Origin of the sequence: Streptomyces diacarni, from assembly GCF_003323715.1 — a bacterium.
Taxonomy (GTDB): domain Bacteria; phylum Actinomycetota; class Actinomycetes; order Streptomycetales; family Streptomycetaceae; genus Streptomyces; species Streptomyces diacarni.
Window position 1 is genome coordinate 116,956 of the sequence record NZ_QOIN01000024.1, and the last position, 12,544, is coordinate 129,499.

General features: G+C 70.4%; 7 protein-coding genes and 1 pseudogene. 3 read left to right on the plus strand and 5 right to left on the minus strand.

Annotation, left to right across the window (positions count from 1 at the left end):
- The first annotated feature begins 100 nt into the window (after window positions 1-100).
- Together DTL70_RS01645 and DTL70_RS01650 are read left to right on the plus strand one after the other, a co-directional pair.
- Entirely contained in the window at window positions 101-1,120 is a 1,020-nt protein-coding gene (locus tag DTL70_RS01645; protein ID WP_114020009.1) for a ferredoxin family protein, read from the plus strand.
- Between the two features lie 410 nt (window positions 1,121-1,530).
- Complete coding sequence (locus tag DTL70_RS01650) at window positions 1,531-3,207, plus strand: ATP-binding protein (protein ID WP_245978909.1); 1,677 nt, start codon at window positions 1,531-1,533, stop codon at window positions 3,205-3,207.
- Here the strand turns inward: DTL70_RS01650 and DTL70_RS01655 are convergent.
- Window positions 3,185-3,448, minus strand: a pseudogene (locus tag DTL70_RS01655) (cation acetate symporter); the annotation flags it as partial. The gene DTL70_RS01650 and the pseudogene DTL70_RS01655 overlap by 23 nt on opposite strands.
- A gap of 442 nt (window positions 3,449-3,890) precedes the next feature.
- Window positions 3,891-6,014, minus strand: a complete 2,124-nt coding sequence (locus tag DTL70_RS01660) for a DNA gyrase/topoisomerase IV subunit B (protein WP_114020011.1) — start codon at window positions 6,012-6,014, stop codon at window positions 3,891-3,893.
- 510 nt (window positions 6,015-6,524) lie between these two features.
- Here DTL70_RS01660 and DTL70_RS01665 point away from each other — a divergent pair.
- Window positions 6,525-6,755: a DUF7455 domain-containing protein gene (locus DTL70_RS01665; RefSeq protein ID WP_114019423.1), complete on the plus strand. Its 231-nt coding sequence runs from the start codon at window positions 6,525-6,527 to the stop codon at window positions 6,753-6,755.
- A 363-nt stretch (window positions 6,756-7,118) separates the two neighbouring features.
- On the opposite strand, the gene DTL70_RS01670 is transcribed toward DTL70_RS01665, so the two are convergent.
- From DTL70_RS01670 to DTL70_RS01680, 3 genes are all read right to left on the minus strand, one after another.
- Window positions 7,119-8,024, minus strand: a complete 906-nt coding sequence (locus DTL70_RS01670; RefSeq protein ID WP_425470297.1) for a S1 family peptidase — start codon at window positions 8,022-8,024, stop codon at window positions 7,119-7,121.
- A 449-nt stretch (window positions 8,025-8,473) separates the two neighbouring features.
- The gene (locus tag DTL70_RS01675) at window positions 8,474-10,093 is read right to left on the minus strand and encodes an RNA polymerase sigma factor (protein WP_181860731.1); all 1,620 of its coding nucleotides are present in this window, start codon (window positions 10,091-10,093) and stop codon (window positions 8,474-8,476) included.
- Between the two features lie 1,294 nt (window positions 10,094-11,387).
- Complete coding sequence (locus DTL70_RS01680) at window positions 11,388-12,494, minus strand: FadR/GntR family transcriptional regulator (protein WP_114020014.1); 1,107 nt, start codon at window positions 12,492-12,494, stop codon at window positions 11,388-11,390.
- Between the last annotated feature and the right edge of the window lie 50 nt (window positions 12,495-12,544).

Sequence of the window (12,544 nt, forward strand, 5' to 3'; positions counted from 1 at the left end):
ACCGACCCCCTACAGGCGGGCCGTAGGCGGGCGGGGCCGTGCCCCGCGGGTGGGCAGCCGTGCCGGGCGCGACGGCGGAGGGCAGGTTAGGGTCGCCTGTGTGAGCACGTGTGCGACGGCTTCCAGAACGCTGGCCGAACCCCTGGCGGGTACGGCGGCCACAGCCCGTACCTGGCTGCTGGTGGAACAGCCGGGGCCCTGGGGCAGGAAGGCACTGACGCAGAGCCGCCTCGATCCGGGCCTCGGCCAGGCGCTCGACACCGCCGCGAGCGCCCATGGCGCCCGTGTCGCCCTGATCCGGCGTCCGGAGCGGCACGCCGACCACTCCCCCGCCGCCGGTCATCGGGTCTACCTGGCCCGCACCGTGCCCGGCGACGCCTGGGTGCGCACGGCGCGACTGCCCGGCGACGGAGGCCTGGAAGCGCTGCGCGCGCTGGACTTCGCGGCCTTCGACGATCCGGCAGCCGCTGCGCGCGGCGCCGCGACGGCGCCGTGGTGGGAGCCGTGGTGGGAGCCGTACGAGGGCGACCCTCTCGCACTCGTGTGCACCAACGGCAAACGGGACCGCTGCTGCGCCCTGCTCGGCAGGCCCCTGGCAGCCGAGCTCGCCGCGTCCGGCGGTGCGAACGTCTGGGAGATCACCCACCTCGGCGGCCACCGGTTCGCGCCGACACTCCTGGTGCTCCCGCACGGTTACGCGTACGGGCGTCTTGACGCCGCCGGCGTCAAGAGCGTGCTCGACGCGGTGCGAGACGGCCGCATGTCGCTGGAGGGCTGCCGAGGCCGCTCGGCGTGGGACCGGCCGGGACAGGCTGCGGATCTCGCGGTGCGGGAGCGGATCGGCGAGCTGCGGGCGGAAGCGATGTCCGTCCTCGCCGTACGGACCGGCTCGGACGGCTCACACCGGATCGTGACGGTCGCCCACGTGGACGGCCGACGCTGGCGGGTCGTCCTCCGGGAACGCACCGGGGGCCCCGCCGTGCCGGCGAGCTGCGGGGCGGAGCCCGCCGGCACGGTACGCCTGGACGTCGAGGCGCTCGACGAGGTCGAAAGGGGCGCGGGGATCGAAGAGAGCGACGCACTGGAGGGGACCGACGGGACTGCGGCAGACTCCCGCTGAGCGCGCGAGTACCGCCCCACCGAAGCGTGTCGCGTACGGGCGCGCCGTCCCCGCCCGATCGCGTCCTCGTTGCCCACCTCCCCGCCCCCGTCGCCTGCACTCATCTTCCGCCCTTGGCGCCTGCACCCGTCTCGTGCGCGTGCACGGCTGCGGGGCCATACGTCCCCACTCACGCCGCGAGGTCGCCCGTGTCCCTTCCCGGCACGTCCTCCAGCCACTCTCCTGGCACGCCCTCCAGCCACCCTTCCGGGATGTTCTCCAGGCACTGTCCTGACACGTCTTCCAGCCGCCGTCCGTTCCTTCTCCGGTCTGCCGGCCGCCGCTCGGTGCGGCGCCCCTCCGCCGGGCGACGGCACTTCCGTGTCGGCCTGCCCGGGTGGCCGCGGCGCGTGTCCTCCCAGGTGCTGCTCATGCAACTGGCGGTCGTCACAGGGGTGACCGCCCTGGCGACGGGGCTGTTCCTCGCACCGTTCAGCGCACAACTCGACGACCAGGCGTCCCGGCGTGCGCTGGCCATCGCCCAGGCGACCGCCGCCGAACCGGATCTGCCCGCGTTGCTGACCGAGGGCGGCGGCCCCTCGCGCGACGGCCCCGTCCAGCGGCTGGCGGAGAGGGTGCGCCGCGCCACCGGCGCCAGCTACATCGTGGTGCTGGACACCCGGGGCATCCGCTGGTCGCACGCGGAGCCGGACCGGATCGGCGAGCACGTGTCCACCGATCCCGGACCCGCGCTCGCGGGCCGCGAGGTGCACCACATCGACGAGGGAACGCTGGGCAGGTCGGCCCGCGGAAAGGTGCCGCTGCGCGACGGTCGGGGACAGGTCGTCGGGGCGGTCTCGGTGGGGATCGCCTACGACAGCGTGCGGGACCGCTTTCTCCACGCCGTGCCCGGCCTGCTCGCCTACGCGGGCGGCGCGCTCGGCGTCGGCGCACTGGCCGCGCTCCTTCTCTTCCGCCGCCTGCAAAAGCGCACCCATGCTCTGGAGTTCTCGGACATCAGCGCGCTGCTGGCCGAGCGGGAAGCGATCCTGCACGGCATCCGGGAGGGTGTCGTGGCCCTGGACGGCGCGGGCAGGATCAGGCTCGTCAACGACGAGGCCCAGCGTCTGCTGGACCTGGCGCCCCACCACATCGGTCTGTCGCCGCACCAGGCGCTGGGTACAGGGCGTACGGCCAGGCTGCTGGCGGGCGAGGTGCCGGGCGCCGACCTGCTGACCGTCAGCGGCGGGAGGGTGCTGGTCGCCAACCGGATGCCCACGGACGACGGCGGCGCGGTGGCCACCCTGCGCGACCGGACCGAACTGGAACTGCTCGGCCGGGAACTCGACGGCTCCCACGGGCTGATCGACGCCCTGCGCGCCCAGGACCACGAACACGCCAACCGTCTGCACATCCTGCTCGGACTGCTCCAGTTGGACATGGTGGAGGACGCGGTCGCGTATCTGAGCGAAACCGTCGGAGTGCACCGGGCGACGGCCGAGGAGATAGCAGGGCACGTACGCGATCCGATGCTCGCCGCACTGCTGGTCGGCAAGGCCACGGTGGCGGCGGAGCGCGGGGCCGCCCTGCGCATCGCGGCGGGCACGCTGCTGCCCGACCGCCTGGTGGATCCGCCGGAGCTGGCGACGGTGCTGGGCAACCTGGTCGACAACGCCCTCGACGCGGTCTCCGGCACGGCAGGCGGAGAGGTGGAGGTGGCGCTCGCCACGACCGCGGAGCCGCACGGAACCGGAGTCACGCTGCGGGTGAGCGACAACGGTCCGGGCATCCCGGCACAGCACCGCGAGACCGTGTTCACGGAGGGCTGGTCCACCAAGGAGCCACCCGCGCACGGTCGGCGCGGGCTCGGCCTCGCCCTGGTGCGACGCCTGGCTGAGCGGCACGGCGGCACCGCCCGGGTCGGCGAGAGCGCGGACGGAGGCGCGGAGTTCACCGTGGCCCTCCCCGAAGCGCTGCATCCCGAAGACCCTCGCGGCGATTCCTCTCACCCTCGCAGCGGAACCCGTCGTCCTCGGCCCGGGCTTCCGCACGGGACCGGGGAGCCACCGGAGGGCAGCGAGGGTCTCAGACAGCGCCCGCGCCCGTGAGCGAGCGCACCTCCGTCTCGGCGTAGCGCCCCTCGTCGGGACGCTCGCGGGAGCGCACCGTGCCGAGCCAGCCGCACAGGAAGCCGACCGGAATCGAGACGACGCCCGGGTTCTCCAGCGGGAAGCAGGCGAAGTCCACGCCGGGAAAGAGGGCGCGTGGGGCGCCGGAGACGACAGGCGAGAGCGCCACGAGCACCATCGAGGACAGCAGGCCCCCGTACACCGCCCACACGAACCTCCGGTAGCGGCCGCGCACTTCATGGAACGCCGCGCTGCGCCCGACCGTCAGGTACGCCTCTCGCGTGCCCGTCCGCACCGGCCCGGTGCGGTCTCCCTGGGGCCGGGCCGGTCCCGGAGGAGGGGCACAACCGAGCCGGGAGCCGCCGGTGGAGAGGGAGTCGTACCAGGGATCGTCGATGCGCATGCCGTCAGAATGAGCGCACCACTGCGCTCCTGTTCGGCCGAGACCGGCTCGTTCACCTCTTCTGGTGAACGAGCCGCTGAGCCGACCCGGAAAGCGGGACGCGAGCGGCCGGGCCAGCGCCCACGCAGCGGGACGCGAGTCGCCGGACCGCCCCCGGCGGCCGAACGCGTCCCGTGTTCGGCTGGCCGAACACACTCCCGTTTACGGCCAGCCGGAAGCACCCCCGTTCACGGCACGTCACGGCAGGCCGGTTTCCGGCTCAGATGTCGATGCGGGAGCGGTCCAACGTGGCGGCGGAGGAGCTGATGAACTCCCGGCGCGGAGCCACCTCGCTGCCCATCAGCAGGGAGAACGCCTCCTCGGCCGCCTCCAGATCGCTGATGTTGATGCGGCGCAGCGTACGGTGCCGCGGGTCCATCGTCGTCTCCGCCAACTGGTCGGCGTCCATCTCGCCCAGCCCCTTGTAGCGCTGGATGGACTCCTTGTAACGCGTTCCCTTGCGCTCGAGTTCCAGCAGCGTCTGGCGCAACTCGTTGTCCGAGTAGGTGTACAGGAACTTCTCCTGGCCCTTCTTCGGATTGATCAGCTCGATCCGGTGCAAAGGCGGCACCGCGGAGAAGACCCGGCCCTCCTCCACCATCGGCCGCATGTAGCGCTGGAAGAGCGTGAGCAGCAGGCAGCGGATGTGGGCACCGTCCACATCGGCGTCGGCAAGGAAGATGACCTTGCCGTACCTGGCCTGGTCGATGTCGAAGGACCGTCCCGACCCGGCTCCTATGACCTGGATGATCGAGCCGCACTCGGCGTTCTTGAGCATGTCGGAGACGGACGACTTCTGCACGTTGAGGATCTTGCCGCGGATCGGCAGCAGCGCCTGGAACTCGGAGTTCCGCGCCACCTTCGCGGTGCCGAGCGCGGAGTCGCCCTCGACGATGAACAACTCGGTGCGGTCGATGTCATCGGCACGGCAGTCGGCCAGCTTGGCGGGCAGCGCCGAGGACTCCAGCGCGGTCTTGCGGCGCTGCGCCTCCTTGTGCTGCCGCGCGGCGATCCGCGTCCGGGCCGCGGCGACGACCTTCTCCAGCACGGAGCGGGCCTGCGCCTTGGCGTCCCGCTTCGAGGAGGTCAGGAAGGCCTTCAGCTCCTTGGCCACCACCTGCGCGACGATGCGCGAGGCCGCGGAGGTCCCCAGCACCTCCTTGGTCTGCCCTTCGAACTGCGGCTCGGCCAGCCGGACGGTCACCACGGCGGTGAGCCCTTCGGTGGCGTCGTCCTTGACGACGTCGTCGTCGGCGACCTTCAGCAGCCTGTTCGTGCGCAGTGCCTCGTTGACGGTCTTGGTCACAGCGCGCTCGAAGCCGGCGACGTGCGTGCCGCCCTTGGGCGTCGCGATGATGTTCACGAACGACTTGACCGTCGTGTCGTACCCGGTCCCCCAGCGCAGCGCGACATCCACGCCGAGCTCCCGCTGGACCTCCGAGGGTGTCATGTGCCCGCGGTCGTCGAGAACCGGCACGGTCTCCTTGAACGTCCCTTGGCCCTGCAACCTGAGCACGTCACAGACCGGCTTGTCGGGAGCGAGGTACTCGCAGAACTCGCTGATCCCGCCGTCGTAGTGGAACGTCTCCTGCGAGACGTCCTCACTCTCCAGACCCCGCTCGTCCCGCACAACCAGCGTCAGCCCGGGCACCAGGAACGCGGTCTGACGGGCACGTGCGTACAGCGTGTCCAAGGAGAGCTTGGCGTCCTTGAGGAAGATCTGCCGGTCGGACCAGTAGCGGATCCTGGTGCCCGTACGCGTCTTGGGAATCTTCTTGCCCTTGAGTACCCCGCTGGAGGGATCGAAGGGTGCCTCGGGTCCCGGCTCGGTGAAGATGCCGGGCACACCGCGACGGAAGCTGATGGTGTGGGTGCGACTGTGCAGGTCGACCTCGACGTCCAGGCGCGAGGAGAGCGCGTTCACCACGGAAGCGCCGACGCCGTGCAGGCCGCCGGAGGCCGCGTAGGAGCCACCACCGAACTTGCCGCCGGCGTGCAGCTTGGTCATCACCACCTCGACACCGGGGAGACCCGTCTTCGGTTCGATGTCGACGGGGATGCCCCGGCCGTTGTCGGTGACCTCGACCGAGCCGTCCTCGTGCAGGATGACCTCGATCCGGTCGCAGTAGCCCCCCAGGGCTTCGTCAACGGAGTTGTCGATGATCTCCCACAGGCAGTGCATCAGGCCGCGACTGTCTGTCGAGCCGATGTACATGCCGGGCCGCTTGCGGACGGCCTCCAAGCCCTCCAGGACGAGCAGATGCCGCGCGGTGTAATTGGAACCGCCCTCACGGTCTGCCCCGGTCAGCAGTGCGGTGGACGGCACGGACATGTCGGCGGTCACGCGGTTCGCTCCTCGCTGAATTCTGCTTGAGACGGCTGGGTTGCCGCGTCAGAGGGTACCGAGGCCCAGGACGGCGCGTGACGCACGACCCAGGCCAGGGATAAGGAGAACAGCCATGCTAGCCCATATTCGATATCCTGTTCGATAACCCGCCTGGGTGACTCACACATCACGTTCCCATCCAGGCATGAACCGTTTAGGCTCCGGGCACGTCCTCCACAACGGAGAAGGGAACAGCCCGGAGTCGGACGACAACCCAACGGCACGACGGAAGCCTGCCAGCGCCACTGGCAGGAGCCGGCCACCACTCACCGTCACAAACTCCACGACAGACCGAACACAACAGACGGAAACCCCAACCCCTGCAATACGGCCCATTCGCCGCCACCCGGCAACAATCCGGCCTCCCGGCCAAAAAAGTCCGGGAATGAAGGCCAGAGCGGGAACGTTTTCGGCCTGGTTGGATGTTGACCCTGGTACGACAGCTCGTCGAGCTAGAGAAGAGGCGACGTGACTACAGTTCTGACCCCCGCGACCCCGCTGACTGCAGCCGACCGCTGTGACCGCTGCAACGCCCAGGCCTATCTGCGCGTTGTCCTGGTGAGTGGCGGAGAGCTGCTGTTCTGCGCCCACCACGGCCGCAAGTACGAGCCGGAGCTCAAGAAGATCGCCGCGGAGATACAGGACGAGACGGAGAAGCTCACCGCGACTCCTGCCACTGCGGGCGAGGACGAACGGTGACCTGCTGAGCTGACGCCTTCGCGTCCGCATCCGACGAGCTACCCCGGCACAGGCCGGTATCGGCGGGCGGCCCTCCCACCAGCGGGAGGACCGTCCGCCCTCGTCGTTTCCCGGCCGGCCTCCGGCCGTCCACGCGGGTACGCGTTCGGCCGAGACCAGGGCACGAGATCATGGCCGATTCCTCCGCTTCGTGGTCGACCGGTGGCCGGTTGTACCCGCGGTCGGTCCGGCTCATCGGACGGCCACCGGGACACTTCGGACGCTGATTTCCTCCCTCAGGGGCAGCGAACCGGCCGGCCCCGGTTGAGTCAGGGACTGCCGGGCAACCCCTGCAAAGCCCTCTGTATGCGGCCTGAGTGCCGCTCAGGAGCCCGTGGATGCGGCCGAGTCCTCCTGGGCCCCGATGACGGACTGCACCGCTGAGATCCGCGTATACACGCCTGGGCGCCCCTGCTGCCCGCAGCCGATGCCCCAGGAAACCAGTCCCACGAGCTTGCCCTGGGCGACCAGCGGGCCGCCGCTGTCCCCCTGGCAGGCGTCCTTGCCTCCCTGCTTGAGACCGGCGCACAGCATGGTGCCGCGGTCGTACGTACCCTCGGCCGACCCCGGATACGCACGCTCACAGTCCGCGTCCGGCAGCACATTGACCCCCGCCGCGTGCAGGGTGTCCGCGTAGTCCCCGCGCCCTGTGGTGTCGCCCCAGCCGTAGACGGTGGCCGCCGTGCCCGCCTGGTACGCGGAATCACCCTTCCGCGCCATCGGGAGGACGGCGTTCCGCGGCAGCGCGGAAGCCAGCCGCAGGACCGCGATGTCCCCCTTGTTGGTCTTGGGGTCGTACTCCGGGTTGACCTTCCAGGACTCGACGGCGATCTCCTTGCCCGTCGTCTGCGTGAGATCCCCTCGCCCTGTGATGACCCGCAGGTCGTCGACCTGCGACGGATCGGCACCCAGCACCTCGCGGCTGACGCAGTGCGCCGCCGTGACAGCCGTACGGGGGCCTACCACCGCACTGCCGCAGAACTGCCCCGAACGCTCCGGCCCGAACCGCGAGCGACTGGAGAGCGCCGCCACCCACGGATGACTCTCGGCACTCACCGGTCTTCCGCCGATCACGGCACGGTCGCCCGGGTCCTGGCCGTGCGCCGCGGCGGGTGAGGCCGCAGGGGCGAGGAGCACCGCTATGAGCGCCACCCCCAGGACGAAAAGACGACTTCCCGGGCTCCCGGGAGTGCGGACAGCGCGTGTTCGCTTACAGCGCATCCCTCGCATGAACCGACCTCCTGCACCGTGCGGAACTACCTGACTACCCAGGGTGTTCCTGTCGCACGCCGCGCGCATCCCGAGACGACCATGACGAGCGCCTGACACTCGTATGCACGTACGGGCACCGGAAAACGGCGCGACCCCACGGCGGAGGCCAGGCCGGGCACACCGCGCCTCGGGGCCGATGGCCACACGGCTGAAAGGCCGGTCGACCACACGGCGGCCGACGCGCACGGCGAAAGGCCGGTCAACCACACGGCGAAGGCCTGATGACCACGCAGCGAAGGCCGGCGGTCACACGCCGAAGGCCGGTGGACGCCGCCGTCAGCGGGCCCACCGGCCTTCGTGTCACCTCTTGTGCCCTTCTCCCGCAGGCCCTCCCCCTCGGGCGACGAACCACCCGGGGAACCACTCGGAAGCACCCCCGGGAACCGCCCGGTTGGAGGCTCGGAAGCTCAGTCGAGGTAGTCGCGCAGCACCTGGGAACGCGAGGGGTGCCGCAGCTTGGACATCGTCTTCGACTCGATCTGCCGGATACGCTCACGCGTCACGCCGTAGACCTTGCCGATCTCGTCGAGCGTCTTGGGCTGGCCATCGGTCAGACCGAAGCGCATGGAGACGACACCCGCCTCACGCTCGCTGAGGGTATCGAGCACCGAGTGCAGCTGCTCCTGCAGAAGCGTGAAGCTGACCGCGTCAGCGGGAACGACCGCCTCGGAGTCCTCGATCAGGTCACCGAACTCGCTGTCGCCGTCCTCGCCCAGCGGGGTGTGCAGCGAGATCGGCTCCCGGCCGTACTTCTGGACCTCGACGACCTTCTCGGGCGTCATGTCCAGCTCCTTGGCCAGCTCCTCCGGCGTGGGCTCGCGACCCAGGTCCTGGAGCATCTGGCGCTGCACACGGGCCAGCTTGTTGATGACCTCGACCATGTGCACCGGGATACGGATGGTGCGGGCCTGGTCGGCCATGGCGCGGGTGATGGCCTGCCTGATCCACCACGTCGCGTAGGTCGAGAACTTGTAGCCCTTCGTGTAGTCGAACTTCTCGACCGCACGGATCAGACCAAGGTTGCCCTCCTGGATGAGATCCAGGAACAGCATGCCGCGGCCGGTGTAGCGCTTGGCCAGGGACACCACGAGGCGGAGGTTGGCCTCCAGCAGGTGGTTCTTGGCCCGGCGGCCGTCCTCGGCGATGATCTCCAGCTCCCGCTGGAGCTTGGGGGCCAGCTTCTCCTCGGTGGCCAGCTTGTCCTCGGCGAACAGGCCCGCCTCGATCCGCTTGGCCAGCTCGACCTCCTGCTCCGCGTTCAGGAGCGGGACCTTGCCGATCTGCTTGAGGTAGTCCTTCACCGGGTCGGCCGTCGCCCCCGCGGCGGCGACCTGCTGCGCCGGGGCGTCGTCCTCGTCCTCGTCGGACAGGACGAAGCCCTCGTTCTCGTTCTTGCCCTCGGCGGAAGGACCGTCCTCGGCGCCGGGCTTGCCCGTCGGCTTGGCCGGGAGGTCCTCGACCATCTCGTCGTCGCCTTCGAGGAGTTCGTCGACGACGGACTTCTTGGCGGCGGTCTTCTTCGGGGCGGCCACCTTCTTGGCGGTCGCCTTCTTCGCCGCCGCCTTCTTGGCGGCGGCCTTCTTCGCGGGCTTCTCCTCGGAGTCCACGGCAGGCTCCTGCCCGGCCACCGCTCCGGCCGCGACGCCCGGCGCGATGGGCGCGGGGGCGGCCGAGGCCGCCGCGGGAGCCGTCCGAGTGGGGGCGGCCTTCTTGGCCGACGTGGTTTTGGCAGCGACCGGCTTGGTAGCCGTGCGCTTGGTCTGGGTCTTCGCTGCGACGCTCTTGCGGGTGCGTTTCGGCGCCTCGGCTGCACTCACCATCAGCGTCACACCCTCCTCATCGAGGATCTGATTGAGGCTGCGCAGAACGTTCTTCCACTGGGTCGGCGGAATCTGGTCAGCCTCAAAGGCCCGGCGCACGTCGTCGCCGGCGATCTGCCCCTCAGCCTTCCCCCGCTCGATGAGCGCCATCACGGACTCGGACTCGGCGATCTCCGCAGGGAGAGTACGGGATGTGCTGGCCGACACGAACAACCTCTCGGAACGATGGAAACGGCGGACCGCCGGCGGGGATGAACCGACGGCGCGGGCGGAGCAGTGGAGAAACAACGGTGCAGACACAAGCTCCGAGTGGAGCGCCCGTATTCCCTCCTCGGCTGTCACCTCTTGAGTCATCGCGTGAGGACGGGAAGCGTTACGCCCAATTCACGTGGCCCGAGTCACATCTAGTACCCACTCACACAGGGACAGAATCGGGCAAATGCGCTGCCCGTGATGCGACCACGACGGCCCCAGAGCCAACCCTCTCGCCACACGGGACGATGCGGTACGGACTGCCACCACGGACGACACCCCCAGCGGAGGCCCGGTTCGCGCCCGGGCGCCCGGGCAGCCGGCCACCCGGCCGCCCGCCCACCGCGCGACGAGACCACGACGAGACCGGGGACCGTACGGCCCTCAGCATGAGCATGGAGACCTTACGGTCGGCAGCACGACACGTCGCGGCGCGTAGGGCGCATCACGCGAGGGCACGGCAACGCCGCTTGGCGGGGCCGTACGGCAGTGCCGTTGGGCGCGGACGGCTCCTCGCGACACGAGGAGGCGCCACACAGGTTTCCGCCACCTGGGGGGCGGTCACAACGCGACCGGACTACGGGGACGAGCGCCGCGTGGTCTCACCGCTCAGGTGAGGAGTGCGCCGCCCCTTCACTCCGACCAGCCTTCTGTCCGCAGCGGCGGAAGCTCAAGCGGGCCATGAGCCGGACCCGCTGTCGCCCCACCGAGCGGCGGCTGAGCGTCGGCTGAGCAGCGGCTGAGCGACACCAAGGGCTGAAACACAGCGGTTCGTCCAGCGCCCGTCGCCGCAACCGAGCCGAAGGCACCGACCCCCACCACCGCCGGAAGGCCCCTCCGGCACCGGAAGGACGCCCCGACGGCAACACGGAGACATGCCAGCCCCGCGACGCGCTAAGGCTCGGCCGGAGTTTCCCCGGACGCGACCGACGGGGGTCGAACGCGACGAACGGGGGCGCCGGCGGTCACGCGCAGCCGGACGACGGACAACCGTAAGGACACCGACGCTTTCCAAGAGGCCGCTCACCCCGGCAGCTGTCCGCCCCTGACACCGCACCGGGCCGACGAGCGCCGACCGGCGAGCGGGCCGGGCATGTGCGGGACCACGAAGTGGTGGATCCGCCGTCGAGGCGAGCCCGACACCACTGGAAGGTCCACGACGATGCCCGCGCCCACAGGCGTAGCCGGTCGGGGTCCCGACACCGTCGCGAAAGCCCCCGGAGGGGCGCCGACGGACGCCCCGGGAACGTCAGTGCTCGCGTGGTGCCGGCACCACGTGGTCTGCGCCGCCGGGTGCAGTCGCGCCGCCCGACTGTGCCGGCTGCCCCGCGCCCGTGGGCACGCTGTGCGTACCCGCCTGCGCGGTCTGACCCGCCTGGCCGGCCTGCGCGGGAGCGGCAGCCCCTTGTGCGCTCTGCCCGGCGGGGACCGACTCGCTGGGTGCGCCCAGCACCTGGCGCATGGCGGTCTCGGCCACCGCGGCCTCTCCCGCGGCGAGCGCCTCGACGACCCGGCGGTGGTGAGCGACCACGTTCTCGGTGGGGTGCTCGCAGCACGCCGAGGGGCCGCCGGAGACCTGCAGTGCCGAGGAGACGATGCCGGAGAGGTGCTCCAGCATCCGGTTGCCCGCCGCCTGCAGGATCAGGCCATGGAACTCGGCGTCCGCCCGGGAGAAGGTGAGACTGTCCCCCTGGGCGTGCGCGTGGTTCATGATCTCGACCATGTCGCCCAGGCGCTGCTGTACGTCGTCGTGGCTCTGTCCGGCGGCGAGACGAGCGGCGAGAGGCTCGATCGTCCAGCGCAGCTCGCACAGCTCGCGCCGCTGGCCTTCCCGCTGCGGCCCGAACGCGCGCCACTCGATGATGTCGGGGTCGAGCAGATTCCAGTCGCTGACCGGCCGGACCCGGGTGCCGACGTTCGGCCGGGCGCTCACGAGCCCCTTGGCCTCCAGAACGCGCAGCGACTCGCGTACGACCGTCCGCGAGACCTCGAATCGCTGGCCGATCTCCTCGGGGACGAGCGGGCGGTCAGCGCCCAGGTCACCCGAGACGATCATCTGCCCGAGCTGCTGCACCAGTTGCCCGTGCAGACCCCTGCCGCGGCTGCCGGATGTACGTCGGTTCACACGGTTCATGTCGGCCTCGGAACCCTCCCACGCCGAGGCGTTCGTTGTGGTACGCGCTGTCCCCGTGGACTCGGCGTATGCGTAGCGGTCCAGCTCGCCCGGGCCGACGAGGCCTGAGTCAACGGGGCGAGCCGCGGTCATCATGGAGTGCGCAAGGGTAGTCACGCATCTTGTGTCGGCCGTGCTCCGGCCGGTCTTGAGGGCTTTCTTGAGGGCTTTGGTGAAAAGCACACGAAAGGGTGATCGCTGACTTCCTTACAATTGACGCCTTATCGGAAAGA

Excerpts from the sequence above, each read along its gene's own strand:
- DTL70_RS01650 (WP_245978909.1), top strand. The coding sequence starts at position 1,531 with ATGCAACTGGCGGTCGTCACAGGGGTGACCGCCCTGGCGACGGGGCTG.
- DTL70_RS01670 (WP_425470297.1), bottom strand. The coding sequence starts at position 8,024 with ATGCGAGGGATGCGCTGTAAGCGAACACGCGCTGTCCGCACTCCCGGG.